Annotated in this window: 24 protein-coding genes and 1 tRNA gene; 11 read left to right on the plus strand and 14 right to left on the minus strand. The window is 62.1% G+C overall.

Annotation, left to right across the window (positions count from 1 at the left end; genetic code table 11):
- Nucleotides 1–13 precede the first annotated feature (13 nt).
- The 5 genes from MFF34_RS08950 to MFF34_RS08970 all read right to left on the minus strand — a co-directional run bounded on the left by MFF34_RS08950 (nucleotide 14) and on the right by MFF34_RS08970 (nucleotide 7,659).
- Nucleotides 14–2,848 (minus strand): TonB-dependent receptor, encoded by a 2,835-nt coding sequence (locus tag MFF34_RS08950; protein ID WP_238212575.1) that lies wholly within the window; start codon nucleotides 2,846–2,848, stop codon nucleotides 14–16.
- Between the two features lie 168 nt (nucleotides 2,849–3,016).
- Nucleotides 3,017–3,979 (minus strand): FecR family protein, encoded by a 963-nt coding sequence (locus tag MFF34_RS08955; RefSeq protein WP_238212577.1) that lies wholly within the window; start codon nucleotides 3,977–3,979, stop codon nucleotides 3,017–3,019.
- Nucleotides 3,980–4,079: 100 nt separating this feature from the next.
- Nucleotides 4,080–4,580 (minus strand): sigma-70 family RNA polymerase sigma factor, encoded by a 501-nt coding sequence (locus MFF34_RS08960; RefSeq protein ID WP_027594280.1) that lies wholly within the window; start codon nucleotides 4,578–4,580, stop codon nucleotides 4,080–4,082.
- Nucleotides 4,581–4,780: 200 nt separating this feature from the next.
- A complete protein-coding gene (locus tag MFF34_RS08965) occupies nucleotides 4,781–5,887 on the minus strand; it encodes a GlxA family transcriptional regulator (RefSeq protein WP_027594279.1) in 1,107 nt (368 codons plus the stop codon).
- A gap of 395 nt (nucleotides 5,888–6,282) precedes the next feature.
- Nucleotides 6,283–7,659, minus strand: a complete 1,377-nt coding sequence (locus MFF34_RS08970; protein ID WP_099452656.1) for an L-serine ammonia-lyase — start codon at nucleotides 7,657–7,659, stop codon at nucleotides 6,283–6,285.
- Between the two features lie 453 nt (nucleotides 7,660–8,112).
- Here MFF34_RS08970 and MFF34_RS08975 point away from each other — a divergent pair, with 453 nt between their 5' ends.
- From MFF34_RS08975 to choV, 3 genes are all read left to right on the plus strand, one after another.
- Nucleotides 8,113–9,060: a choline ABC transporter substrate-binding protein gene (locus MFF34_RS08975; protein ID WP_027594277.1), complete on the plus strand. Its 948-nt coding sequence runs from the start codon at nucleotides 8,113–8,115 to the stop codon at nucleotides 9,058–9,060.
- A gap of 81 nt (nucleotides 9,061–9,141) precedes the next feature.
- Nucleotides 9,142–9,990 carry a choline ABC transporter permease subunit gene (gene choW, locus MFF34_RS08980; protein ID WP_172960399.1) on the plus strand — a complete coding sequence of 283 codons (849 nt, stop codon included), beginning with the start codon at nucleotides 9,142–9,144 and terminating at the stop codon, nucleotides 9,988–9,990.
- The gene (gene choV, locus MFF34_RS08985; RefSeq protein ID WP_027594275.1) at nucleotides 9,987–11,165 is read left to right on the plus strand and encodes a choline ABC transporter ATP-binding protein; all 1,179 of its coding nucleotides are present in this window, start codon (nucleotides 9,987–9,989) and stop codon (nucleotides 11,163–11,165) included. Before choW ends, choV begins: the two co-directional genes overlap by 4 nt.
- A gap of 126 nt (nucleotides 11,166–11,291) precedes the next feature.
- On the opposite strand, the gene hisF is transcribed toward choV, so the two are convergent.
- The 6 genes from hisF to MFF34_RS09015 form a co-directional block, all read right to left on the minus strand.
- Entirely contained in the window at nucleotides 11,292–12,062 is a 771-nt protein-coding gene (gene hisF, locus MFF34_RS08990; protein ID WP_099452654.1) for an imidazole glycerol phosphate synthase subunit HisF, read from the minus strand.
- A 10-nt stretch (nucleotides 12,063–12,072) separates the two neighbouring features.
- Nucleotides 12,073–12,810, minus strand: coding sequence for a 1-(5-phosphoribosyl)-5-[(5-phosphoribosylamino)methylideneamino]imidazole-4-carboxamide isomerase (hisA, locus tag MFF34_RS08995; RefSeq protein WP_016484508.1), 738 nt, complete (start codon nucleotides 12,808–12,810; stop codon nucleotides 12,073–12,075).
- 27 nt (nucleotides 12,811–12,837) lie between these two features.
- Entirely contained in the window at nucleotides 12,838–13,098 is a 261-nt protein-coding gene (locus MFF34_RS09000; RefSeq protein ID WP_027594272.1) for a DUF2164 domain-containing protein, read from the minus strand.
- Nucleotides 13,099–13,737, minus strand: coding sequence for an imidazole glycerol phosphate synthase subunit HisH (hisH, locus tag MFF34_RS09005; RefSeq protein WP_027594271.1), 639 nt, complete (start codon nucleotides 13,735–13,737; stop codon nucleotides 13,099–13,101). It lies immediately after the preceding gene.
- Nucleotides 13,738–14,331, minus strand: coding sequence for an imidazoleglycerol-phosphate dehydratase HisB (hisB, locus tag MFF34_RS09010; RefSeq protein ID WP_027594270.1), 594 nt, complete (start codon nucleotides 14,329–14,331; stop codon nucleotides 13,738–13,740). It lies immediately after the preceding gene.
- A gap of 170 nt (nucleotides 14,332–14,501) precedes the next feature.
- On the minus strand, nucleotides 14,502–16,163 hold the full coding sequence (locus MFF34_RS09015) for an OFA family MFS transporter (RefSeq protein WP_238212579.1): 1,662 nt from the start codon (nucleotides 16,161–16,163) through the stop codon (nucleotides 14,502–14,504).
- A gap of 406 nt (nucleotides 16,164–16,569) precedes the next feature.
- Between MFF34_RS09015 and MFF34_RS09020 the strand changes: the two genes are divergently transcribed.
- The 4 genes from MFF34_RS09020 to MFF34_RS09035 all read left to right on the plus strand — a co-directional run bounded on the left by MFF34_RS09020 (nucleotide 16,570) and on the right by MFF34_RS09035 (nucleotide 20,318).
- Complete coding sequence (locus tag MFF34_RS09020; protein WP_238212581.1) at nucleotides 16,570–18,819, plus strand: AsmA family protein; 2,250 nt, start codon at nucleotides 16,570–16,572, stop codon at nucleotides 18,817–18,819.
- Nucleotides 18,816–19,883, plus strand: coding sequence for an A/G-specific adenine glycosylase (gene mutY, locus MFF34_RS09025; protein WP_027594267.1), 1,068 nt, complete (start codon nucleotides 18,816–18,818; stop codon nucleotides 19,881–19,883). The genes MFF34_RS09020 and mutY overlap by 4 nt, the downstream gene beginning before the upstream one ends.
- Complete coding sequence (locus tag MFF34_RS09030; RefSeq protein WP_027594266.1) at nucleotides 19,880–20,152, plus strand: oxidative damage protection protein; 273 nt, start codon at nucleotides 19,880–19,882, stop codon at nucleotides 20,150–20,152. Before mutY ends, MFF34_RS09030 begins: the two co-directional genes overlap by 4 nt.
- A 90-nt stretch (nucleotides 20,153–20,242) precedes the next feature.
- Nucleotides 20,243–20,318 (plus strand) — tRNA-Phe (locus tag MFF34_RS09035).
- A 161-nt stretch (nucleotides 20,319–20,479) separates the two neighbouring features.
- Here the strand turns inward: MFF34_RS09035 and MFF34_RS09040 are convergent.
- Nucleotides 20,480–20,686, minus strand: a complete 207-nt coding sequence (locus tag MFF34_RS09040; RefSeq protein ID WP_085273848.1) for a hypothetical protein — start codon at nucleotides 20,684–20,686, stop codon at nucleotides 20,480–20,482.
- Between the two features lie 351 nt (nucleotides 20,687–21,037).
- Here MFF34_RS09040 and ppk2 point away from each other — a divergent pair, with 351 nt between their 5' ends.
- On the plus strand, nucleotides 21,038–21,889 hold the full coding sequence (ppk2, locus tag MFF34_RS09045) for a polyphosphate kinase 2 (RefSeq protein WP_225876717.1): 852 nt from the start codon (nucleotides 21,038–21,040) through the stop codon (nucleotides 21,887–21,889).
- A gap of 9 nt (nucleotides 21,890–21,898) precedes the next feature.
- Here ppk2 and MFF34_RS09050 read toward each other — a convergent pair whose 3' ends face one another.
- Complete coding sequence (locus MFF34_RS09050) at nucleotides 21,899–22,432, minus strand: hypothetical protein (protein ID WP_027594263.1); 534 nt, start codon at nucleotides 22,430–22,432, stop codon at nucleotides 21,899–21,901.
- A gap of 129 nt (nucleotides 22,433–22,561) precedes the next feature.
- Here MFF34_RS09050 and MFF34_RS09055 point away from each other — a divergent pair, with 129 nt between their 5' ends.
- On the plus strand, nucleotides 22,562–23,005 hold the full coding sequence (locus MFF34_RS09055) for a hypothetical protein (protein ID WP_027594262.1): 444 nt from the start codon (nucleotides 22,562–22,564) through the stop codon (nucleotides 23,003–23,005).
- Between the two features lie 297 nt (nucleotides 23,006–23,302).
- On the opposite strand, the gene gabP is transcribed toward MFF34_RS09055, so the two are convergent.
- Entirely contained in the window at nucleotides 23,303–24,688 is a 1,386-nt protein-coding gene (gene gabP, locus MFF34_RS09060; protein WP_238212592.1) for a GABA permease, read from the minus strand.
- Nucleotides 24,689–25,305: 617 nt separating this feature from the next.
- Between gabP and MFF34_RS09065 the strand changes: the two genes are divergently transcribed.
- Entirely contained in the window at nucleotides 25,306–26,079 is a 774-nt protein-coding gene (locus MFF34_RS09065; RefSeq protein WP_085273850.1) for an ABC transporter ATP-binding protein, read from the plus strand.
- A gap of 13 nt (nucleotides 26,080–26,092) precedes the next feature.
- The gene (locus tag MFF34_RS09070; RefSeq protein ID WP_238212594.1) at nucleotides 26,093–26,854 is read left to right on the plus strand and encodes an ABC transporter substrate-binding protein; all 762 of its coding nucleotides are present in this window, start codon (nucleotides 26,093–26,095) and stop codon (nucleotides 26,852–26,854) included.
- The last annotated feature ends 35 nt before the right edge of the window (nucleotides 26,855–26,889 follow it).

Raw genomic sequence — 26,889 nt, forward strand, 5'->3', positions numbered from 1 at the left:
GTTTTTTATGGGGTCAGAAGCGGTAGCCGACTTCCAGCCAGTACTGGCGGCCGACTTCATACGTGGTGCGGACGGTGCTGCTGTTGCTGACGATCGAGTTGACCTTGTCAGTGACGTTGGTCACGTCCACAGCAACAAACAGCGCCTGCTCCCTGGCGGTGGGCATTTCCCATTTCACGCGCATGTCCCAGGTGGGCGCGCCAGCCACCGAAGCGGTGTCGTAAACGGCCAGGGCCTCGCCGTCCACATCGGCGGTGCGGCCGGTGTCGATGATCTGGTCGTACGCACCCCGGTAACGAAAGAAGTTGCTGATGCTCAGGTGCCAGCGCGGGATCTCGGTAATGGTGGTCAGGCGGGCGGTCCAAGGGCGGTTGAAGTCGCTGGCCGGGAGTTGGCTGTAAGCCATGCGTTTGCCGTCGTAGAGCACATCACCATCCGCGTATTCGGCGTCATTGAAGCCAGCTTCATAGGTGCTGTAGGCATTCTTGCTGCGCGACCAATCCAGTGCCAGTTGCAGGCTGGTGACACTGCCCAGCACCCGCAATGGCTGATTGGGCGTAACGGTCAGGGACAGGTTGTCGCTCTCGCTCGCGCCCGCATTCACGTAGGTGTAGTAAATGGCTTGGTAGCCCTCAAGGGGATCAAGGCCAAGCACCCGCGACGATGACCGCACCACCTGGTCCTTGCCCTTGCGGTGCACATACTTCAGGCGAAAGTCAGTGTTCAGCCAGCGCTGTTCAAGGCCGAGCATCAGTTCATCATCGTAAGGGATGTTCATGTCTGAAAAACGGTTGGTGTTCAGCGTTTGCCGACCGACCCACTCACTGGTCTGGCTGCTGCGGGTATAGGTGGTGTTGAAGCCCTGGCGGCCATCGGCAAGGCGGTACTTGAACAGGTTGCGGCCGTAATAGCGGTTGGCACCGAAAACCAGCACCGTGCTGCGGTCGCCAAAGAAGTCGTAGTCACCGGCAAAGCGCGGTGAAAGGGTCTTCTGCTGCATGTAGTCATCGCCTTCGAAGCGCACGCCCGGACGCAGGCTGAGCTTGCCTATCTGCATCTGGTCGTCGATGAACACGGCGTAAGCATTTTCGGTCAGGTCCAGCTTGCCTGCGTTGTACTGGGTACGCAGGTTCGCCCACTGGCGGCTTTTCCCGTTGAGCAACGGGCTGACGGAGCACCACGGATCGTCGCCTGCGCAGCGGGTTTCGTCGTCGCGGCTAAACCCGCTCACGCCCTGCCCGGTTGCTTCGCGCTCCCACTCCGCGTGCTTTTGCGACAACTCAAAGCCTGTCGTGAACGCGTGGCTGGTACCGGCGAAATCGAACGTCTGCCATTGGCCCTTGAGGGTGTAATCAAGACCGCGCTGACGCTGGTCCAGATTGCCGAACGAGCCCTCACCGCTGCGGGCTGTATTGCCGGTGGGGTTACCCCAGTTCTTCTCATCGGAGTAATACCAGAACACCGTGTCCTTGCTGTCGGCCTCTCGCGAGCTGTACAGGTTGGTAAGCGCCAGCGTGTGCGTCCAGCGCGCTTGGTCACCTTCCCAGACGGCCTTCAACGAACCCTGCCAGCCGCCATTGGTGTTGGTGAAATCGGAGTCGAGAAAATTCTGCCGGAAAAACACGTTCTCCTGAGGCGCGTGGATGAACGAGCCTTCCAGCGTCAACCGTTCGCTCACGTCCCAATAGGTCTTGAGCATGTAGTTGTCCAGCTGGCGGGTCTGGTCCGCGCTGCTGTCGGCATTAGGGCTGGTGTAACCATTTTCGTAACGGTTGAGCGGGATCACCGAGCGGCGCTGGGAAAAGCTCAGGATGGCACCGAAATTGTCGGTCAGGTGGCCCTCGAGCATGCCTCGCAACGTGGTCTTCTCGAACTCCGGCTGGTACTGCTCGGAAGAGGCGTGGTCGAAGCTCTCCTGATCGGCTTCGGTAATGTGGTAGCGGGTCCACTCCGAGCGGGTCAGTGCATAGGAGATCTTGCCGTGCAGTTCTCTGCTCGGGCGACGGGTGATGGCATCGATCACGCCGCCATTGAAGCCTCCGTATTCGACTGGAACGTTGCTGTCGTAGACCTTCACTTCCTGCAGCAGGTCGGCGTCCAGGGCTATGCCGTGGGGGTTACTGGGCGCGGCATCGAATTGGCGGTTTTCACTGTAGCCATGGGCGCCAGGGTCCAAGTCGTTATTGATCGAAATGCCATCGATCATGAAGTTGTTCTGGTAGAACTTGGCGCCGTTGATGCTGATGTCGGCGGGGTCGATTTCGCCCGGGGTGTTGGAGCTTTTCTGCGCGCTGGAAAATTGCACGCTCGGGTGCATCTGCAGCAGGGTCGTGATATCGCCGTTGGCCCCTGGGAAGGCACGGATGGCCTGATTGCTGATGACCGTGGCACCCAGGTAACCATTGTCGCCGCTATCGCCCAGCACCAAGGTGTCATGCAATTCCATAGGGCCGGCATCTGCATCGCTGTGCAGGAGGCGCAGGCTTACCACACCACCGTCGTAGTCCCAGGTCAGGCCACTGCCAGAAAGCAGGCGGGCCAATGCCGCTTCGTTGCTGAAACGCCCCTGCACGGCATTGCTTTGCGCGCCCTCCAGCAACTGCGCATCGGCGGTCATTTGCAGACCGCTTTGCTGGCCGAAGGCGATCAACGCGGCAGCAAGGTCCTGCGCCGGGATAGCAAATGCATGCACTTGCGCCAATTGCGAAGAGGCGGCGGCCTCACTTGCCGACACTGCAGGCACGAACAGGGCACAGCCTGCGCCAAGCAGCGTACTGCGGGCCAAATGCTTCAGGCGCAACGACCACCCCCGCGCTTGGCGAGGCATACGGCTTGTTGTTTCAGTCATCCCACATCCCCACCCCGGGCAATCGCCGGGCTGCAAAATTGAATACGAATCGGTATCAGTTATTGCGCGCGGGGAAGTAGACGGGGCAGTGCGGGGATTTTTCAGAAAATTGTGAAATTAGTTTTTTGTGGCGCGCTTTTTGGGGCTGCTACGCAGCCCCCGTCAATCTCAAGGCTTACTCAGCACCAACAGCCAAGGCCCATAGCTACGCAGCTCTCCGCCATGCGGCCGGACCACCGCACGCAGCGCCGCCTCGGGTTTGCGCAGGTCATACACACCGGTGACGCGCTTGGCCCCCAGCGCATCGTCACGCAGCAGCACCTTGCCCGGCAGGTACCGCGCCAGCTCCGCAACCAGTTCGGCCACCGTCTGGTCATCGGCAATCAGTTGCCCTTGACGCCAGGCGGCCGCCTGCGCGGGCACGAAGGTGTGCACCTGTACCAGCCCGTCGTCATAGCGCAGCCGCTGCCCTGCAGTCAGCGCACCGGACAGCACATGCCCATCGCCGCTGTCTTCGACCCGAACTGACCCGTGCTGCACATCCACCCCTACCCTGCCCGGCCGCAGTGCGACGTTGAACGCCGTCCCCGTCACCGTTACCTGCACCGCCTGGGCACGCACGTGAAACGGCTTGGCCTTGTCGGGGGTGACCTGGAAAAAGGCCTGGCCGGTGAGCAGGCGCACATCACGGTGATCACCCGCATAGTCCACGGCGATGGCCGTGTCGCTGTCCATCTGCACCACGCTGCCATCGGCCAGGGTGATGTCGCGGGTTTCGCCCTGGGCCGTGCGGTAGTCGGCCTGCAGCCGCAGGCTCAAGGAAGGCGCCAGCGCCACCAACAGGCAGGCAGCGACCGCAGCGCCCAGCCACCAGCGGCGCCGAGATGTGCGTTGCACAGGCAAGCGCAGCACCTCGGCCTGCGGCCATTGCGCGGTGGTAGCAGGGGCCAGTTGCCCCGTCAGCTGCCACACCCGCTCGGCTTTGCGGTAGGCCTCGGCGTTGGCCGAATCGCTGGCGCACCATCGCTCGAACTCGGCACGCAGCGGCCCATCCTGCGGGGCCTGCTGCAGGCGCAGGAGCCAGTCCAGGGCCTGCTCGCGGCGGCTGGATACGAGGTCTGCTGGCGTCATGTCCGGCACGTCTCCTGGGGGCTGAGGGGCGCGAAGGGTCGCACAGAGTCGGCCCGATGAGCAAAGGACGCGCCAGCGCCTGGTTTTTTCAACAGCCCCGTCAAAGGTCGTCCTCCAGCCGCGCCATGCAATGGCTCATGGCGTCGCGCACCAGTTGATGCACCAAGCTCACGGAGACGTTCAGGTGGTTGGCCACCTGCTGCAAGGTGAAACCCCCGAGGCGGTGCATTTCGAAGGCGATGCGGGTGCGTTGCGGCAGCTCTTCGAGGGCTCGGCTGATGGCGTCCAGCTCGTTCTGCTGGCTGACCGCCTGCTCGGGCGAGGCACTGCTCGACGGCAGCTCGGCGAGGATTTCGTCGCCGTCTGGCTGGGCTTTTTCGGTGGCGGTGCGGCGGGTCTGATCCAGGGCCAGGTTACGCACGATGCGGTAAAGGTAGCTGGCCGGGTGGCGGATGTCGGCATCATCCTGCTGCCCACTGAAACGCAGCCAGGCTTCCTGGACCACATCCTCGGCGCGGGCACGGCAGCCAACGATCGGGCGCGCATAATCGACCAACGCCGCCCGATGGGCCAAGTACAGCTGCAGTTTGTCGTCCGCCACGGGGTGGTATGCCAGGGAGTATCGGGGGCGGCGATGTTACCCGTAGTCGAGAATCATTATCAATACATGATCACGAGCGGTGTTCACCTGTAGGAGCAGCCTTGTGCTGCGAAGAGGCCGGTGAAAACAGGGTCGTTATATGACGCTGTTACCGGCCTCTTCGCAGCACAAGGCTGCTCCTACAAACGGGCGCGTAGCGTTTACAGCCTTACGCTGGCGAACGTCGACTCGTTGCGTGCCTGGCTCAGGGCCGCCATCGGCCCGCTGTGCGGCGACAGGGTCATGGCCTGCGGGATCGGCATCATCGCCACCTGCTGTGCGGTGTTGGAGCCCACGCGCTCATCACGCGGCGGAATGCCGAAGTACTCGCGGTAGCACTTGGAGAAGTGCGGGGTAGAGACGAAGCCGCACACCGAGGCCACTTCGATGATCGACATCGGCGTCTGCTTCAGCAACTGCCGCGCGCGGATCAGGCGCAGCTTCAGGTAATAGCGCGACGGCGAGCAGTGCAGGTACTTCTGGAACAAGCGCTCGAGCTGGCGCCGCGACACCGACACATACACCGCCAGTTCGTCGAGGTCGATCGGCTCTTCCAGGTTAGCCTCCATCAGCGCGACGATTTCCTGCAGCTTCGGCTGGTTGGTGCCGAGCATGTGCTTGAGCGGCACGCGCTGGTGGTCTTGCTCGTTGCGAATGCGCTCGTAGACGAACATCTCGGAGATCGCCGCCGACAGTTCACGGCCGTGATCGCGGCTGATCAGGTGCAGCATCATGTCCAGCGGCGCGGTGCCACCGGAGCTGGTGAAGCGGTTGCGGTCGAGGGTGAACAGGCGGGTGCTCATGTTCACCCGTGGGTAAGCCTCCTGCATGGCGGCCAGGCATTCCCAGTGCACGCTGCAATCGAAGCCGTCGAGCAGCCCGGCACAGGCCAGCGCCCAGCTGCCAGTACACACCGCGCCCAGGCGCCGCGACTGGCGAGCCTGCGCCTGCAGCCAGGTCACGTGTTCACGGGTAACGGTGCGCTGAATGCCGACACCACCGCAGACAATCACGGTGTCGATCGGCGGCGCATTGTGCATGGCCGCGTCGGGGGTGATCTGCAGGCCATCACTGGCCCAGACCTGGCCGCCATCGACGGTCAGGGTGTGCCAGCGGTACAGCTCGCGGCCGGAAAGCTGGTTGGCCATGCGCAGCGGCTCTACCGCCGACGCCAGGGAAATCAGGGTGAAGTTGTCCAGTAGAAGAAACCCGATGGACTGGGGAGCTGTGCGGTTCTGGGTTGGATTCCCGGAGGTGTACGACGTCATCGCGATTTCTCCTCACACAAATGCAGGGTGTGCCTCAGGCGGGCACTGATTTTTTTGTTATGGCCCCCTCTTCGTAGGTAGGGGCTTGTTGCCAATCACAACGCAAACGCCGTGCCTGAAATTGAACGGCTATCCGAAAAAACCTGAAAACGACGCCTTTACTCGGCAAATCAGGGCCTTCGGCGCGGGCTGGCTGAACTTCTGGAACCGCCGTGCTAGGCGCGCTCCTTGTAACTGCTGAGCACTTTGGTGACACGTGTCTTGTGGGTTGCCCAGAAACGACACTCTTAAGTGTCACCGACAATGCCCACACTCATCGCGACATCTGACGGCCGGTCATGCACAAACGCCCCATAGTGGGGCGTCGTGGTGACCAGCAGCGCGTGATTAGCGCATCAGCATTCGATGGCGCTGACCGCCAGGCCGCCGCGTGAGGTCTCTTTGTACTTGTCGTGCATGTCGGCGCCGGTGTCACGCATGGTGCGGATCACCTGGTCGAGGGAAATGAAGTGTTCGCCGTCGCCGCGCAGGGCCATCTGCACTGCGTTGATCGCCTTGACTGCGGCAATCGCGTTGCGCTCGATGCACGGCACCTGCACCAGGCCACCGACCGGGTCGCAGGTCAGGCCAAGGTTGTGTTCCAAAGCGATTTCGGCAGCGTTTTCCAGTTGTGGCGGTGTCGCCCCCAACACTTGCGCAAGGCCTGCCGCCGCCATGGCACAGGCCGAACCGACCTCGCCCTGGCAGCCGACTTCGGCGCCGGAAATTGAAGCGTTCTTCTTGCACAGGATGCCGACCGCTGCCGCCCCGAGGAAGAAGTCGGTCACGTTCGACTCGTCCACCACATCACTGAAGCGCATGTAGTAGTGCAGCACCGCCGGGATGATGCCCGCAGCGCCGTTGGTGGGCGCGGTGACCATGCGCCCGCCGGCGGCGTTTTCTTCGTTGACCGCCAGGGCGAACAGGTTGACCCACTCCATGGCGCTCATGGTCGAGCCGATCACGTTGGGCTTGCCGATCTCTTGCAAGCTGCGGTGCAGCTTGGCGGCGCGGCGCCGTACGTTGAGGCCGCCGGGCAGCGTGCCTTCGTATTTCAGGCCGTTGGTGACGCACTCCTGCATGGCTTGCCAGAGCTTCTGCAGGCCGGCGTGGATCTCTTCCTCGCTGCGCCAGACCTTCTCGTTGGCCATCATCAATTGCGACACGCTGAGGTCGTTTTGCTTGCACAGTTGCAGCAGCTCGGCGGCACTGTTGAAGTCGTAGGGCAATACGGTCTGGTCGGCGTCCAGCACACCGCTGGCGGCCTGCGCGGCATCGACCACAAAGCCACCGCCCACCGAGTAGTAGGTGTCGCGGTGCAGCTCGCCCTGCGCGCCTTCGGCGATCAAGGTCATGGCGTTGGGGTGGTACGGCAGGTTCTCGTCCAGCAACAGCATGTCGCGGGCCCAGACAAACTCGATGGGCAGGCGGCCGGCCAGCAGCAGGGTGTTGGTTTCGCGCAGGTCGGCGATGCGAGGGACGATCTGGGTCGGGTCGATGGCGTCCGGCCAATCGCCCATCAGGCCCATGATGGTGGCGTTGTCGGTGCCGTGGCCGATGCCGGTGGCCGAGAGCGAACCATACAGCCGCACCTCGACCCGTTTTACCTGCTCCAGTTCGCCGCGCTCGCGCAGCCCCTGCACAAACAGAGCGCCAGCCCGCATGGGGCCGACGGTGTGGGAGCTGGAGGGCCCGACACCAATCTTGAACAGGTCGAACACGCTGATGGCCATTGTCGAATCACCTCTTGCTGGGCTTGTCTCTGCGCGCCATGCGCAGGGCGGGGCAACTGCTAGGCTGAAGCTGCGAGCCGCCATGAATGCACGCATCATCGGCCTTTTGCCTACCCCTTCGCCGTCTGCAACCGACGTAGTTTTGTCCAGCTGCGCCGTGCTGTTTTTACCTGAGGTACTGCCGTCTTCACGCCGTTTTCCAGCGGCCTGGTGACGCAAAAACGCGGCCGAGGGGGTGGAAAAATCCATATGCGACATCGCCAGTACTGGATACGACCCGTTCCGTACTGGATACGACCCCACCAGTAGGCGATTGCCCGGCGCTGGAGGATTATCAAAAGCGACTCGTATAGCACGGCCACGCAACCTGCCCTCTGCAGGCCTGGTCGACCGGACCTTCAGAACGCCCGGCGACCCACGCGAACCCGAAGACAAAATCACAGGAGTCCATCCATGAAAGGTTCACCCTCGCTGTTGTTGGTTGCGTTGTTGTCCACCCCGCTGCTGGCCCAGGCCGCCGAGCCTGAGCAGTGCCAGACGGTACGTTTCTCCGATGTCGGCTGGACCGACATCACGGTGACGACAGCCACCACAAGCGTTGTGCTCGAAGCCCTGGGTTACAAGACCCACACCACCATGATCTCGGTACCGGTGACCTACAAGTCGCTGGCCACCGGCAAGGACCTGGACGTGTTTCTCGGCAACTGGATGCCGACCATGGAGAACGACATCAAGCAGTACCGCGACGCCGGCACCGTCGAGACCGTGCGCGCCAACCTGGAAAACGCCAAGTACACCTTGGCCGTGCCCCAGGCGCTGTATGACAAGGGCCTGAAGGATTTCAGCGACATCCCCAAGTTCAAGAAAGAACTGGACGGCAAGATCTACGGCATCGAGCCGGGTAACGACGGCAACCGCACCATCCAGAGCATGATCGACAAGAACGCCTTCGGCCTGAAGGACGCCGGCTTCAAGATCGTGCAGTCGAGCGAGGCCGGCATGCTGTCGCAGGTCGACCGGGCGCAGAAACGCAACGAGTCGGTGGTGTTCCTGGGCTGGGAACCGCACCCGATGAACACCCGCTTCAAGATGCAGTACCTCACCGGCGGGGATGATTTTTTCGGCCCCGAATTCGGCAAGGCAACCGTATTGACCAACACCCGCAAGGGTTACGTGCAGGAATGCAGCAACGTTGGCCAACTGCTCAAGAACCTGTCGTTCGAGCTCAAGGATGAAAGCACCATGATGGGCTATGTCCTGGACGACAAGATGAAACCCGAAGCAGCCGCCAAGAAGTGGCTTAAAGACAACCCCGGCAAGCTGGATACCTGGCTGGCGGGCGTTACCACCGTTGATGGCAAACCCGGCCTTGAGGCGGCCAAGGCCAAGCTGGCGCAATAACGCACCACGCAATAGCGCTACCTCGGGGCGGGACCGTGCCCGCCCCGGACTGATTTCAATCTTTGCAGGTGGAAGCTCGCTATCATGCTTATCGATCAGAAAATACCCCTGGGGCAGTACATCGCGTCGTTCGTCGAATGGCTGACCCAGAACGGCGCGAATTATTTCGACGCCATCGCGCAAGGCCTGGAGTTCATGATCCATGGCGTCACCAGTACCCTGACCTGGTTCAACCCGTTCGTCCTCATCGCCCTGTTCGCCGCCCTGGCGCACGTTATTCAGCGCAAGTGGGGGCTGACGGCGTTCGTTGCGCTGTCGTTCCTGCTTATCTTCAACCTGGGTTACTGGCAGGAAACCATGGAAACCCTGGCGCAGGTGACCTTCGCCACCGTGGTCTGCGTGGCCATTGGCGTGCCGCTGGGCATCGTCGCCGCGCATAAACCGATGTTCTATACCGCCATGCGCCCGGTACTCGACCTGATGCAGACGGTACCCACCTTCGTTTACCTGATCCCGACCCTTACCCTGTTCGGCCTGGGCGTGGTTCCGGGGCTGATCTCGACGGTGGTGTTCGCCATCGCCGCGCCGATCCGCCTCACCTACCTGGGCATTTGCGATGTGCCACAAGAGCTGCTCGACGCCGGCAAGGCCTTTGGCTGCTCGCGCCGTCAACTGCTGACCCGCATCGAACTGCCCCACGCGATGCCGAGCATCGCGGCCGGTGTCACCCAATGCATCATGCTGTCGCTGTCGATGGTAGTCATCGCGGCCCTGGTGGGCGCCGACGGCCTGGGCAAACCTGTGGTCAACGCACTGAACACCGCCGATATCTCCCTGGGCTTCGAAGCGGGCCTGGCGATCGTGCTGCTGGCGATCATGCTCGACCGTATCTGCAAGCAACCGGAAGTCACGGTAAGGGGTGAAGCATGAGCATCATTCGGTTCGAAGACGTCGACGTCATCTTCTCCAACAAACCGCGCGAGGCGCTGTCGCTGCTCGACCAGGGCAAGACCCGCGAACAGATCCTCAAGCAGACCGGCCTGGTGGTGGGTGTCGAAAAAGCCAACCTGGATATCGAGAAAGGCGAAATCTGCGTGCTCATGGGCCTGTCCGGCTCGGGCAAGTCGAGCCTGCTGCGCTGCATCAATGGCCTGAACACGGTCAGCCGCGGCAAGCTGTTCGTCGAGCATGAAGGCAAGCACATCGACATCGCCCACTGCACCCCGGCCGAGCTGAAGATGATGCGCACCAAGCGCATCGCCATGGTGTTCCAGAAGTTCGCCCTGATGCCCTGGCTGACGGTGCGCGAGAACATCAGCTTTGGCCTGGAAATGCAGGGCCGCCCAGAGAAAGAGCGGCGCAAGCTGGTGGACGAGAAGCTTGAACTGGTTGGCCTGACCCAGTGGCGCAACAAGAAGCCCGACGAGCTGTCCGGGGGTATGCAGCAGCGGGTGGGCCTGGCCCGGGCGCTGGCGATGGATGCCGACATTCTGCTGATGGACGAACCGTTCTCGGCACTCGACCCGCTGATCCGCCAGGGCCTGCAGGACGAACTGCTGGAGCTGCAGCGCAAGCTGAGCAAGACCATCGTGTTCGTCAGCCACGACCTGGACGAAGCGTTGAAGCTGGGCAGCCGCATTGCAATCATGAAGGACGGGCGGATCATCCAGTACAGCAAGCCCGAAGAGATCGTACTGAACCCGGCGGACGACTATGTGCGCACCTTCGTTGCCCACACCAACCCGCTGAACGTGTTGTGCGGCCGCAGCCTGATGCGCAGCCTGGACAACTGCAAACGGGTCAATGGTTCGGTGTGCCTGGACCCGGGTATCGATTCATGGCTGGACATTGGCGAAGGCGGCTCGCTCAAACGTGCACGCCAAGGCCAGAACGGCCTGGATATGCAGAATTGGGCGCCAGGGCAGAATGTAGAGTTGCTGGAGCGCAGGCCGACGGTGGTGCACGCCGATATCGGTATGCGTGAGGCGCTGCAGATTCGTTATCAGACGGGCAACAAGCTGGTGCTGCAGGATAACGACAAGGTGGTGGGGATTCTTGGGGATACCGAGCTTTACCACGCGTTGTTGGGCAAGAACCACGGGTGATGCCATTGGGGCCGCGTTGCGGCCCATTCGCAGCACAAGGCTGCTCCTACAGGGCCGGCGTACGCTGTACCTTGTGGGAGCGGGCTTGCCCCGCGAATGGGCTGCAAAGCAGCCCCAATCAATGGCTCAGCGAACGACGATCCCGCGCGAAGCCATGTAGGCCTTGGCTTCCGGAACGGTGTACTCGCCAAAGTGGAAGATACTGGCCGCCAACACCGCGCTGGCATGCCCTTCCAGAATCCCGTCCGCCAGGTGCTGCAGGTTACCCACCCCACCCGACGCAATCACCGGAATCCCCAGCGCATCGCTGATGGCCCGGGTAACGCCCAGGTCAAAGCCGTTCTTCATGCCGTCCTGGTCCATGCTGGTCAGCAGGATCTCACCGGCACCCAGGCCTTCCATTTTCTTCGCCCACTCCACCGCATCCAACCCGGTCGGCTTGCGCCCGCCATGAGTGAAAATCTCCCAGCGCGGCACTTCACCCGGCGCGGAGACCTTCTTGGCATCGATGGCAACGACGATGCACTGCGAACCGAAACGGTCCGCCGCCTCGCCCACGAACTCCGGGTTGAACACCGCAGCCGTGTTGATCGAGACCTTGTCGGCACCGGCATTGAGCAGGTTGCGGATGTCCTGCACGGTGCGCACGCCACCGCCCACAGTCAGCGGGATGAACACTTGGCTGGCCATGCGCTCGACGGTATGCAGCGTGGTGTCGCGGCCATCGACGCTGGCGGTGATGTCGAGGAAGGTGATTTCGTCGGCACCCTGCTCGTTGTAGCGACGGGCAATTTCTACCGGGTCGCCGGCATCACGGATGTTCTCGAACTTGACGCCCTTGACCACCCGGCCGTTGTCCACGTCCAGGCAAGGGATGATGCGCTTGGCCAGTGCCATGGTTCAGTCCTCAGCCTTGGTAGTTGTCGCAGAAGGCCTGGGCCTCGGCGACATCGAGGGTGCCTTCGTAGATGGCACGGCCAGTGATGGCGCCGATGATGCCGGGGGCCTTGGCGTCCAGCAGGGCCTTGATGTCACCCAGGTTGTGGATGCCACCCGATGCAATCACCGGAATGCGCGTGGCTTCGGCCAGGGCTTTGGTGAAGGGCACGTTGCAGCCCTGCATCATGCCGTCTTTGGCGATGTCGGTGTAGACGATTGCCGAGACGCCATCGGCCTCGAAACGCTTGGCCAGGTCGATGACCTGAACAGTGCTGACTTCAGCCCAGCCGTCGGTGGCGACGAAACCGTCCTTGGCGTCCAGGCCAACGATGACCTTGCCCGGAAAGGCCTTGCAGGCCTCGGCGACGAACTCTGGCTGCTTGACCGCCTTGGTGCCGATGATGACGTAGCTGACGCCCGCCTTGACGTAATGCTCGATGGTTTCCAGCGAGCGAATGCCGCCGCCGATCTGGATCGGCAGGGTCGGGTAACGCTTGGCGATAGCGGTGACCACTTCGCCGTTGACCGGCTGGCCTTCGAAGGCGCCGTTGAGGTCGACCAGGTGCAGGCGGCGGCAGCCACCCTCGACCCATTTGGCGGCCATGCTCACCGGGTCATCGGAAAATACCGTGGAGTCTTCCATGCGGCCCTGGCGCAGGCGCACGCAGGCACCGTCCTTCAGATCGATAGCGGGGATAATCAGCATCTTGGGAACCTGTCTATTTGTTGGGTTTCAGGGCTTCTCGAGTGCCCACAGGTCGCTCTCGATGCTCTCGAACCGCTCCTTGAGGTGCAGCTGAACATCGGCAATCGCCCTGTTGTAGTAATGGGGTGCAATCTCTTTGCTGAACAGGTCGAGGACCTCGGCCACTTCAAACGACCCCAGCTGCAGCTCGAAACGGTCTTCGAGAAAACGCTTGAGCGTATCGAGCGCCTCGCGCTCCTGCTCAGGGGCCAGGGTAATGATCGGGGCCTTGGTCTTCGATCGGCTCATTTACCAGCGCCCGTCCCAGGCGACGAAGTTCTGCAGCAACTGCAGGCCATGGGTGTGGCTCTTCTCTGGGTGGAACTGCACGGCAAAGCGCGAGCCGTCGGCCAGCGCGGCGGCGAAGTCGACGCCATAGTGGCCGCGACCAACCACCTGGCTCGGCTTGCCGGCATTGATGTAGTAGCTGTGCACGAAATAGAAACGTGCGCGGTCAGGGATGTCGTGCCACAGCGGATGATGGTTGGCCTGGCTGACTTCGTTCCAGCCCATGTGCGGCACCTTCAGGTGCTCGCCATCCTCTTGCAGGCCCTTGCCGAAAAACTTCACCTGGCCTGGGAACAGGCCGATGCAGTCGACGCCGTTGTTCTCTTCACTGTGTTCGAGCAGCGCTTGCATGCCGACACAGATGCCGAGGAACGGGCGGTCCTGGCTGACTTCACGCACCAGGCTGTCGAAGCCCAGGCGACGGATTTCGGCCATGCAGTCGCGAATCGCGCCCACGCCTGGGAACACCACGCGGTCAGCCTCGCGGATCACCGCGGCGTCGCTGGTGACCAGCACCTTGCCGGCGCCGACATGCTCGAGCGCCTTGGCCACCGAGTGCAGGTTGCCCATGCCATAGTCGATTACGGCTACCGTCTGCATTTACAGGCATCCCTTGGTGGAAGGCATCTGCCCGGCCATGCGCTCGTCCAAGGTAATGGCCATGCGCAGCGCGCGGCCGAACGCCTTGAACACGGTTTCGATCTGGTGGTGGGTGTTGTGGCCACGCAGGTTGTCGATGTGCAGGCTCACCAGGGCGTGGTTGACGAAGCCCTGGAAGAACTCCTGGAACAGGTCGACATCGAAGCCACCGACCGTGGCGCGGGTGTACGGCACGTGCATCTGCAGGCCTGGGCGGCCAGAGAAGTCGATGACCACGCGCGACAGCGCTTCGTCCAGCGGCACATAGGCGTGGCCGTAGCGGAAGATGCCTTTCTTGTCGCCGATCGCCTGGGCGAATGCCTGGCCCAGGGTGATACCGACGTCTTCGACGGTATGGTGATCGTCGATGTGCAGGTCACCCTTGCACTCGATGTCCAGATCGATCAGCCCATGTCGGGCGATCTGGTCGAGCATGTGTTCAAGGAAAGGCACACCGATATCAAATCGGGCCTTGCCGCTGCCATCTAGGTTGATCGAGCACTTGACCTGGGTTTCCAGGGTATTGCGCTCGACGGAAGCCTTACGTTCGACCATCACCAGCTCCGCAAAATCATTGGGCGAAAAGGGCTCCATTATAGGCCCAGATCGCGCCAGCTTGAAACGCGGATGACATATGGCAAAGCAAGCAATGACGGGGGGTGGATGCCGTTACAGGTCTATACAAGCTGTGAGTCTGGGGCTGCGTTGCAGCCCCCCGCCCTACCTCAATGGAACAGTACAGCCGTCTTCTGCAGCGTAATCCACACCCCCCAAGCCAGCGGCACAACCACCGCAGCCCAGGCGATCAGCACCAACGGCAAGCTGCCCGGCGCGGCATGCCACTCCAGCGAACGCGCGCCATCGGCACCTTTGTCATGGCTCAGCGCACGCTCGGCGGCCAGTTGCTGGTCGCTCATGAAGTGCTTGTCGGCCACCGGGCGAATCAGCATGTTGCAGATAAAGCCCAGCACCAGCAGGCCCGCGAGGATATACAGGGTCATGTCATACGCCGCCGAGCGCTCAACGCCCGCCGCCAGCTGAGACTCGCGCAGGTAGGTGATCAGCACCGGCCCCAGCACGCCCGCCGCCGCCCAGGCCGTCAAAAGGCGCCCATGAATAGCACCGACCATCTGCGTGCCGAACAAGTCGGCCAGGTACGCCGGCACCGTGGCAAAGCCGCCACCGTACATCGACAGGATGATGCAGAACGCCGCCACGAACAGCGCCACGTTGCCCAGGTGGCCCATGTTCGGCACCAGGCTGTAGAGGCCCACGCCCAAGGCGAAGAAGGCAAAGTAGGTGTTCTTGCGGCCAATGTAGTCAGAGAAGGACGCCCAGAAGAAGCGCCCGCCAATGTTGAACAGGCTCAGCAAGCCGGTGAAGCCCGCTGCGATGGCGGCAATCTGCGCCAGCTGGGTGGCGTTCAATTCGCTGAAGCTCAGCTCGTTGCCCAGCAACTTGCCGGCGAACACTTCCTGCAACAGCGGCGACGCCATGCCCAGAATACCGATGCCGGCCGAGACGTTCAGGCACAGCACCAGCCACACCAGGGCGAACTGTGGGGTTTTCCAGGCCACGCTGACGTGCACATGGCGGTCGGTGACCATGCCATTGCCGGCCTTTTTCGCCGGGGCGGTCCAGCCCTCAGGCTTCCAGCCGGTCGGTGGCACGCGGTAACCCAGGGCGCCGGCCGTCATGAACACGAAGTAGATCGCCGCCATCACCACGAAGCTCTGCCATACCCCGACGTCTTCCGCGCTGCCAAAGTGGCCCATCAGCGCGGTCGCCAGGGGGGCGCCGACCATCGCGCCACCGCCAAACCCCATGATCGCCATGCCGGTGGCCATGCCGCGTTTATCCGGGAACCACTTAATCAGCGTCGAGACCGGCGAAATGTAGCCCAGGCCCAGGCCAATGCCGCCGATCACACCAGAGCCCAGCCACATCAGCCACAGCTGATGGGTCTTCACCCCAATCGCCGAGATCAGCATGCCGCCGCACCAGCACAGCGCCGACACCAGCCCGGCCTTGCGCGGCCCGGCGTGTTCCAGCCAGCCGCCAAGCACCGCGGCCGAGCAGCCGAGGAACACGAAGAACAAGGTGTAGATCCAGCTCAGCATCGAAATCGGCCAGTCGCACTCGGCGCTGAACAGGCGTGCGATGAACCCCATGTCGGCCGAGCAGGCCACCGGCGCGGTGATGCCGATGGCTTGCGACAAGGGCAGCCAGAACACCGAGAAGCCGTAGGCCATGCCGATACACAGGTGGATAGCCAAGGCGGCCGGTGGCACCAGCCAACGGTTGAAGCCCGGACGGGCGATGATGCGTTCCTTCGACAGGAAGCTCGGCGCACCGGCCAAGGTGCCCGCCGTGACGTTACTGCTCATGGGTTTGATCCTTTTTGTATGGCCTTTACTGGGCGACGCACCGCGACAATGGGTCGCGGGCACACCGAAAGCGGCGCAAGGTTACCAGCACCCGGTGGGATGAAAGCAATCTGATATCGTCGATTTTTCTGTAGCTGAAACGGTATTTCCTTCGCCTGTACCGGCCTCTTCGCGGGGCAAGCCCGCTCCCACATGATCGGATGAACCCTGTGGGAGCGGGCTTGCCCCGCGAAGAGGCCGGTACAGGCAACACAAAAGGAACTGCGAGAACTGCGGCTGTCGAAAGCCGCAACATCTGCTCCATTCGTAGGGAAATGCCCTGTATCTCTTGCCGGATACGCAGGGATAAGCACTGCGGCGCTATACTCTGCCGCTGAAATTCAAATCGGACTACAAGGACTCGCCCATGAAAGCGTTCGGCAAAATCCTGGGACTGGGGCTTCTCGGGTTGCTGCTGATCATCGTGGCGTTGGGCTTCGCCCTGACCCACCTCTTTGATCCCAACGACTACAAAGACGAGATTCGCCAGCTGGCGCGCGACAAGGCTCATGTCGAGCTGACCCTCAACGGTGACATCGGCTGGAGCCTGTTCCCGTGGTTGGGCCTTGAGCTGCATGACGCGAGCATCGCGACCTTGAGCAAACCCAGCGAGCCGTTCGCCGACCTGAAGATGCTCGGCCTGTCGGTACGCGTGCTGCCGCTGCTGCGCCGCGAAGTGCAGATGAGCGATGTGCGCGTCGAAGGCCTGAACTTGACCCTGGCCCGCGACGAAAATGGCCATGGCAACTGGGAAGACATCGGCAAGCCATTGCCCGCCCCTAACGGCGCCCCAACCGATACACCGGCCCAGGCACCTGCCGAACAGGCCCCGGCGCAAGCCGACAGCGGCAGCGAGCGTGCGGTCAAACTCGACATCGACAGCCTGACCGTGAACAACGCCCGCGTGCAGTACACCGATGCCAAAAACGGCCAGAGCTACAGCGCCGAAAGCATCCAGCTGAGCACCGGCCCGGTCCATGAAGGCGCGAACATTGCGCTTAAGGCGAGTGCCTTCCTCAGTGCCACCCAACCGAGCATCAAGGCCCGCACCGAGCTTGCCGGCGAACTGCGCTTTGACCGCAAGCTCAAGCGCTACAACTTCGAAGACATGCGCCTGTCGGGCGAAACCTCGGGCGAGCCGTTTGCAGGCAAGACCGTGACCTTCGCCGCGCAAGGCCAACTGCTGGTCGACCTGGCAGCCAATGTCGCTTCGTGGAATGGCCTGAAAATTTCGGCCAACCAGCTGCGTGCACTGGGTGAACTGAACCTGCGCGACCTGGACAAGGCACCCCAACTCAGCGGCGGCCTGTCGATCGCCCAGTTCGACCTGCGCACCTTCCTCGACGGCATCGGCCGCCCGCTGCCCACCACGAACGACCCTGCCGCGTTCACCAAGCTGGAACTGGTCACCCGCCTGCAAGGCACGTCGAACAGCCTGGCCCTGGCAGACCTGGCCGTGAAGCTGGACGACAGCACCTTCACCGGCCGCGTGGCCGTCGAAGACTTCGCCAAACAGGCCCTGCGCCTGCAACTGAAGGCCGACACCTTCGACGCCGACCGCTACCTGCCCGCCAAGAGCGAACAAGCCAAAGGCGCCACCGCCGCCCGCCAGGCCGAGGTCAACCAACAGGAAGCCAGCGCCGTGGCCGGTGCCAGCAACTCCCCGCTGCCCAACGCCCCGACCCAGGTCGCCTGGAGCGACGACAAGCTGCTGCCGGTGGACCGCCTGCGCGCCCTCGACCTGCAGGCCGACCTGACGTTCGGCGCACTGACCCTGGACAAACTGCCCATTCAGGATGCCCAGCTCAAGGCCACCGGCCAAGGCGGCCTGGTGACCCTGCAAACCCTGCGCGGCGGCCTCTACAATGGCAGCTTCGAGGCCAAGGGCACCGTCGATGTGCGCCCTGCTGTACCGCAGTTTGGCGTCAATACCAAGATCAACCGGGTACCGGTGGAACACTTCATCAAGGCCGAGGGCAAAGAGCAGACGCCACCGGTCAAGGGCCTGTTGACCCTGACCAGCGACCTGACCGCAACCGGCAACAGCCAGAAGGCACTGGTCGACACCCTCAATGGCAGCGCCAACTTCACCATCAACGATGGCGTGCTGGTCAATGCCAACCTTGAACAGCAACTGTGCCAGGCCATTGCCACCCTGAACCGTAAAACGCTGAACGGCGAACCGCGCGGCAAGGACACGCCCTTCGAGGAACTGCGTGGCAGCCTAGTGGTGCGCAATGGCGTGGCCAGCAACCCAGACCTCAAGGCCCGCATTCCAGGCCTGACCGTCAACGGCCACGGCGACCTCGACCTGCGCGTGCTGGGCATGGACTACAACGTCGGCGTGGTCGTCGAAGGCGACCAACGCGCCATGCCGGACCCGGCCTGCCAGGTCAACGAGCGCTATGTCGGTGTTGAAGTGCCGCTGCGCTGCCGCGGCCCGCTGGAGCTTGGCGCCAAGGCCTGCCGCCTGGACCAGGACGGCCTGGGCAAGGTCGCTGCGAAACTGGCCGGCAACCGCCTGAAAGACAAGATTGATGAAAAACTCGACGAAAAACTCGGAGACAAAGTGAGCCCTGAACTCAAAGATGCGCTCAAGGGGCTGTTCAAACGATGAGCCCCGAGCAGTTCTCCAGCGCCGTGCTGGACTGGTATGACGCGCACGGCCGACACGACCTGCCCTGGCAACAGGGCATCAACCCGTACCGGGTATGGGTGTCGGAAATCATGTTGCAGCAGACCCAGGTCAGCACCGTGCTCAACTACTTCGACCGCTTCATGCAGGCCCTGCCCACCGTGCAGGCCCTGGCCGAAGCGCCGGAGGACGAAGTGCTGCACCTGTGGACGGGCCTGGGCTATTACACCCGCGCGCGCAACCTGCAGAAGGCCGCGAAAATCGTCGTCGAGCAGCATGGCGGCGAGTTTCCGCGCAGTGTTGAGCAACTGACCGAACTGCCTGGCATCGGCCGCTCCACCGCCGGTGCCATCGCCAGCATCAGCATGGGCATCCGCGCGCCCATCCTGGACGGCAACGTCAAGCGCGTGCTGGCCCGCTTTACCGCCCAGGCCGGCTACCCCGGCGAGCCCAAGGTGGCCAACCAGCTGTGGGCCAGCGCAGAGCGCTACACCCCGCAGACCCGCGCCAACCACTACACCCAGGCGATGATGGACATGGGCGCAACGCTGTGTACCCGCAGCAAGCCCAGCTGCCTGATCTGCCCGCTGCAACGCGGCTGCGAAGCGCACCTGCACGGCGAAGAAACCCGCTACCCCGAGCCCAAGCCACGCAAGGCGCTGCCGCAACGCCGGACACTGATGCCACTGCTGGCCAACCACGAAGGCGCGATCCTGCTGTACCGCCGACCGTCCAGCGGCCTGTGGGGTGGTTTGTGGAGCCTGCCGGAGCTTGAGAACATCGAACAGCTCGACGACCTCGCCTACCAGCATGGCCTGCGCCTGGCAGAGAGCCGCGCCCTAGACGGCCTGACCCACACCTTCAGCCACTTCCAGCTGGCGATCGAGCCCTGGCTGGTGAAGGTCGACCCGGTCGGCCAGCACGTGGCCGAGCCCGACTGGCTCTGGTATAACCTCGCCACCCCGCCGCGCCTGGGCCTCGCTGCCCCGGTCAAGAAGTTGCTCAAACGCGCGGCCGACGAACTGATTGCAGGAGATGCCCGATGACCCGCACCGTGATGTGCCGCAAGTACAAAGAAGAACTCCCAGGCCTGGAGCGCCCGCCCTACCCAGGTGCTAAAGGCCAGGACATCTTCGATCACATCTCGCAGAAGGCCTGGGCCGACTGGCAGAAGCACCAGACCATGCTGATCAACGAAAAGCGCCTGAACATGATGAATGCCGAGGACCGCAAATTCCTCCAGGCCGAGATGGACAAGTTTTTCGCTGGCGAAGAATACGCCCAGGCCGAAGGCTACGTTCCGCCTGCTGAATGACCCCAAAAAACGTAAGCGACGGAATTAATTTAAAATTTTTTCAAAAAGTCGTTGACGGACGGTCTGGAAATCTATTTAATTCACCTCGTCGCCCAGATAGCTCAGTCGGTAGAGCAGAGGATTGAAAATCCTCGTGTCGGCGGTTCGACTCCGTCTCTGGGCACCACCTTCAGCTTCTGGTGGTTGCAAAGTTACCCGAAGCGACAACAAGAAACCCGCCTAGTGCGGGTTTTTTGTTGTCTCCGATTTTTGCAGCAGCCACCTGCAACCCCGCCAAATAAAAAGCCCTCTGAGCAATGCACAGAGGGCCTCGTCACAAATCAGCCATTACGCCTGGCTATCGAATTCCTCGGGGGTCATCTGCCCCCGATAGGAAATGCTCAGCAGCGCCCTGGCGTCATCAACGGACGCGACCGCCTTGGCCAACTCCGCCTCGGTGATCTTGTACTCATCCAGGGCCAGGGTAAGCCAATCGTTGTAACCGGTGCCGTCGTTGCTGACACAGCTCAACACCAGGTGAAAGTAATGCTTCATGGGAACGTCTCCTGTTAGCCCCACCTAAGCGTGGGCAGATCAGGCTATTGCGCCCGCCCTTTGAGTATCAGGTGGAAACCACCCACCTGAGGCTGGGGCCGAGCCCACCTATCCGGGTAAATTGACCCGCATCAATAAGCGCCAGGCCTGTCGCCCCTAGCATGGGAAAAGCACATCAGAACCGACAGGACCTCCATGAGCGACGACGCCACCCTGCTAGTCACATCCACCTCGAACGCCACGCCGAACGCCACGCCAACCAGCCCCAACCGACGCGCACGCCCCCGCAAGCCCGCCATCAAAGCAGTCGCCGACCCCGTCATCACCCAGGTCAGCCAGCAACCGGCAGCCATGGAAGTGGCCAGGGCGCCCAAGGGCAGCAACGAAGACAGCACCCGCGCACGCCTACCGGCCAGCTACCCGTACCGCACCCGCATGCACCGCCAGGAATACGAAAAGGCCAAGCACGCGCTGCAGATCGAACTGCTTAAAGTACAGAGCTGGGCGAAGGAAACCGGCCAGCGCGTGGTGATCCTGTTCGAAGGGCGCGACGCGGCGGGCAAAGGGGGCACCATCAAGCGCTTCATGGAGCACTTGAACCCACGTGGCGCGCGGATTGTGGCGCTGGAAAAGCCTTCCGAGCAGGAGAAGGGCCAGTGGTATTTCCAGCGTTATATCCAGCACCTGCCCACGGCGGGCGAAATGGTCTTCTTCGACCGCTCCTGGTACAACCGCGCCGGGGTCGAGAAGGTGATGGATTTCTGCAGCCCGCTGCAGTACCTGGAGTTCATGCGCCAGGCACCCGACCTTGAACGCATGCTGTGCAACAGCGGCATCCTGCTGTTCAAGTATTGGTTCTCGGTAAACCGCGAAGAGCAGCTACGGCGCTTCATCTCACGCCGCGACGACCCGCTCAAGCACTGGAAGCTGTCGCCCATCGACATCAAGTCGCTGGACAAATGGGACGACTACACCGCCGCCAAAGAAGCGATGTTCTTCCATACCGACACCGCCGATGCACCCTGGACGGTGATCAAGTCCGATGACAAAAAACGCGCGCGCATCAACTGCATCCGGCACTTCCTGCACTCGCTGGATTACCCAGGCAAGGACCTGGCCGTAGCGCACGCCCCAGACCCGCTGCTGGTGGGGCGCGCATCACGCGACTTCGAAGAGGATGAAGCGCCTACCGCCGCCCACTGACAGCGGCAATCAGAAGTTGGCCATGGCGCTACAGTATTCAGCCTTGGTGGTCTGTACGGGTTGCTCCACCCCCAGCTGCCGCAGCTTGACGCCGCAGGCGCTGTAGCCGCGCACCACCACTTCGTAATCGGCGCCTTTCTGCGGCACGAAGTAGAACATGCCCAAACAGTTGGTCACGCTGTTGTAGCTGCTACGGCCACCATCGAGAAAGTGCAAGGTGAACGGCTTGCCGGCCGGCACCAGCACTTCGCTGACCGCATCACCCTGCATGACCGGGGCGCTGGCGGGCATGCCCAGGGTTTCGCCATTGCGGTCGGCAAAACCCTCCTTCGGCACCGCGATCACCCCGGCGCCGGGGCTGTACCAGTCAACGCAATCCTTGCCCGGCACAGCGCGCACCATGCCGTCGGCAATCACCCGCAGGCGTGCGGTATCGCCTGAAGTCGGTGAGCCATAAGGCGTGTTGAACGATTTGACCGCGGCAATATTGCCGCAGCCGGCCAGCGCCACTGCCAGCAGGCAAAGCGAGATCGGTGTTTTCATCCCTGAATTCCTCATGAGTAGATGCCGGACATCCGGCCGCTTGCCTGAGACCCTCGCATGTCGCTTGGGTTTCGCGGGCAAGTGCGATTCAATACGCGCACTTTTTCAGGCACACCCAAGGATTCACCCATGGCCACCACGACCAAGCAACAGAAACGCGCCAAGCGCGCCGCCAGCAAGGCCAAGCAAAACCGCATGGTGCGCAGTGGCCAGGCGGTCAAGGCCAGCGCCGGCGACAGCGCCAGCATCGAGCAGGTGTTCAACAAGGCCATGGAGTCGGACAGCTACAAGGAGCTGTTCGACAAGATGAAGGCGGCACAGGAAACCAGCCTGGTCGCGATGATCTCGGTGTTCCTGGTCGACCCGCTGCTGGCTCTGGTGCTCAAGGGGCACAAGGAAGAGCACGCCACCGACTACATCGTGCTGGTGTTCAATGCCTACCGCACCTGGCTGGATGGCGCAGACGAAGACACCACCATGGCCTGGCTGGAAAGCGACGAGTTCCAGGAGGCGTATATCGCCGCCTCGGAAGTTGTGGCCAAGCAACAACAGCAGCAGAAGCAGTTCGGCTAAAGAAGCCAGCACCGGCTCCTAGGCTCTGTACGAACAGTTTTGTGGGAGCGGGCTTGCCCCGCGATGGAGTGCGAAGCGCTCCTGTACCCGATATCGACTAACGTCAAAGTCGCCGCGAATTCAGGCTTTGCTGCCGCGTTGCGGCAGATCGCGGGGCAAGCCCGCTCCCACAATGATGGATGACCATACTTTTCGTACAAAACCTACAGCGGGACGCGAAACTCGCTAGCAGGCCGTAACATGCAAAAAGGCCGCGCCCTACACAGGGCGCGGCCTTTTCATTCAAAGCAGCGCAGATCAGTTATCCAGCGCCACCCGCCCAGCCGCTTCGCGCTTGCGATGCACCAGCAGCCCGGCCGCCACCACACCAATGCTCAGCAAGGCAGTGGCGATGATCTCGGCGCGGTGATCTTCACGCAGCCCCATCACCACCAGCACAGCAACGATGAAGGCGATGGTCGCCCAGGTCAGGCCCGGGAACAGCCACATCTTGAAGTCGATCTTCTCGCCACGCGCTTCACGCTGGCTGCGCATGCGCAGTTGCGACACCGCGATCACCAGGTACACCAGCAGCGCAATGGCGCCGGAGCTGGCCAGCAAGAACTCGAACACCTGGGCCGGCGCCACATAGTTGGCGAACACGCACAGGAACGCTGCCGCAGTCGACATCAACACCGCCACATGCGGTGTACCTGCCTTGGTGGTGCGTTGCGACATGGCCGGGGCATCGCCACGCTTGCCCAGGGAGAACAGCATGCGCGAGGAGGTGTACAGCGCCGAGTTCAGGCAGCTGGTGACGGCGACCAGCACGACGATGTCGACGATCAGCTTGGCATTCGGCACACCGATGCGGCTCAGCACAGTCTGGTAAGAGCCCAGTTCAGCCAGGGCCGGATCGTTCCACGGCACCAGCGCCACGACCAGGAAGATCGACACCAGGTAGAACAGGCAGATACGCCAGATCACCGAACTGGTCGCGCGGCTGATCTGCTTGCCTGGGTCTTTGGACTCGGCAGCGGCGATGGTGACGATTTCGGTACCCATGAACGAGAACATGGTGGTCAGCATGGCTGCCAGCACTGCGCCCAGGCCATTGGGCATGAAGCCTTGGGTGTCGAACAGGTGGCTGACACCGCTTACCTGGCTGCCAGGCGCCAAGCCGAACATGGCCACGCAACCCACGACGATGAAGCCAATGATCGCCAGGACCTTGAGCAAGGCGAACCAGAACTCGAATTCGCCGTAGTTCTTCACACTGCACAGGTTGGTCAGGGTCAGCACCAGCGTGATGATCAAGGAGAAGGCCCACAGATCAACAGCAGGGAACCAGGCATGCAAAATGGCCGCGGCCGCGTTGGCCTCCAGCGGAATCACCAGCACCCAGAACCACCAGTACAGCCAGCCAATGGTGAAGCCGGCCCAGCGCCCAATGGCGCGATCGGCATAGGTAGAGAAAGAACCGGTGTCCGGTGAAGCAATGGCCATCTCGCCAAGCATGCGCATGACCAGTACGACCAAGGTACCGGCGGCGGCGTAGGCCAGCAGTACGGCCGGGCCAGCGGCGGCGATGGCGTGGCCGGAGCCAACGAACAGACCGGCGCCAATCACGCCAGCGATGGACAGCATGGTGACATGCCGCGATTTGAGCCCCTGAGCGAGGTCATTGGAATTGTTACCGCTCATAAAACTACCTTTGTAAGGAGTGGACCACTCCGACTACGGGAACGAAGCGCGCCTGGGGTTGGTTAGGCGTCGCTGCAATCGGCGGTTTCCTACTGGCAATAAGTGAGCCATCGGCTGAATACATTCGTCAGAAAAATCTGGCAACCGTAAAGGGCGCGGCTTGCAGGGCTTTCGGCCATGCCTTGACCGAAAGGCCGCCAAATCGCCGTGCAAGGTCCGGATTACTGAAATACCCACTTACAAATGCACCAAAGGTGCTCCCAGGTAACACCTATGCACCGCTGCAATGCAGAAAAGTACAACCGACAGGTACAACCCTGCCTGGCAAGCGTGAGCAATGGCCTAGAAGGGGATTACCCGCGAATGGTCCAAAACCGCTTCCAAGCGCGGGCCAAAGCTGGCACCATCGCGCCTTTTTTCATCAAGGCTCTGGTGTTGGGCTAGACCTTCGCGGTCATCCTCGCGACGTTGCGCTGCAGCGATGCGACAATCTGCCCCGACAGCGACCCGAGCCCCTAGCGACCCTGTTGGCCGCCATAATGCCGCTATGCTAGCTTGGCGCACGCCAGGAAGGCCGCCAACAGCTGGGAACGCACCCGAACACATGAGGACCGCACATGGCTCAGGCCACGCCCGCGCTGGAAATCCGCAATCTGCACAAACGCTACGGCGAGCAGGAAATTCTCAAGGGCATTTCGCTGACCGCACGCGACGGTGACGTGATCTCCATCCTGGGGTCGTCCGGTTCCGGCAAGTCCACCTTGCTGCGCTGCATCAACCTGCTCGAAAACCCGCACCAGGGCGAAATCCTGGTGGCCGGTGAATCACTCAAGCTCAAGGCCGCCAAAAACGGCGACCTGGTCGCTGCCGACAACCGCCAGATCAACCGCCTGCGCAGCGAGATCGGCTTTGTCTTCCAGAACTTCAACCTGTGGCCGCACATGTCGATCCTCGACAACATCATCGAGGCACCGCGCCGCGTGCTCGGTCAAAGCAAGGCCGAAGCCATCGAAGCCGCAGAAGCCTTGCTGAACAAGGTCGGCATTTTCGACAAGCGCCACAGCTACCCCGCGCAACTTTCCGGTGGCCAGCAACAACGTGCCGCCATTGCCCGTACCCTGGCCATGAAACCCAAGGTCATCCTGTTCGACGAGCCAACTTCGGCGCTCGATCCGGAAATGGTCCAGGAAGTGCTAAACGTTATCCGCGCATTGGCCGAAGAAGGCCGTACCATGCTGCTGGTCACGCACGAGATGAACTTTGCCCGCCATGTGTCCAGTGAAGTCGTCTTCCTGCACCAGGGCCTGGTTGAAGAGCAAGGATCGCCGCAGCAGGTCTTCGAGAACCCGACCTCGGCGCGTTGCAAGCAATTCATGTCCAGCCACCGCTAACGGAGCAACACGAATGCAGACCTATAAGAAATTCCTCCTGGCCGCTGCCGCCACCCTGGTGTTCTCGGCAAATGCCATGGCAGCCGAAAAACTCAAAATGGGCATCGAGGCGGCCTACCCGCCGTTCAACAACAAAGATGCCAGCGGCCAAGTGGTCGGCTTTGATAAAGACATCGGCGACGCACTGTGCGCCAAGATGAAAGTCGAATGCGAAGTGGTCACCTCTGACTGGGACGGCATCATCCCGGCGTTGAACGCCAAGAAGTTCGACTTCCTGATCTCGTCGCTGTCGATCACCGATGAGCGCAAACAGGCCGTCGACTTCACCGACCCGTACTACTCGAACAAGCAGCAGTTCATCGCGCCGAAAAACGTCGATTTCAAAACCGACGATAAATCGCTCGAAGGCAAGACCATCGGCACCCAGCGCGCCACCCAGGCCGCGACCTGGCTGGACGATCACGGCGGCATGGACGGCAAATTCAAGGTCAACCTGTATGACGGCCAGGAAAACGCCTACCTGGACCTGACCTCCGGCCGCCTCGACGCCATCCTTGCCGACAAGTACGCCAACTACGACTGGCTGAAGTCCGAAGCCGGCAAGAACTACGAGTTCAAAGGTGAGCCGGTCAACGACAGCGACAAAGTCGGCATCGCCGTACGCAAAGGCGACAATGAGCTGCGCAACAAGCTCAATGCCGCACTGAAGGAAATTGTCGCCGACGGCACCTACAAAAAGATCAACGACAAGTACTTCCCGTTCAGCATCTATTGATTCGCCCCGACCGGCACGCCCTTGAGGCGTGCTGG

The organism is Pseudomonas sp. PAGU 2196, assembly GCF_022179005.1.
GTDB classification, from domain to species: domain Bacteria; phylum Pseudomonadota; class Gammaproteobacteria; order Pseudomonadales; family Pseudomonadaceae; genus Aquipseudomonas; species Aquipseudomonas kermanshahensis.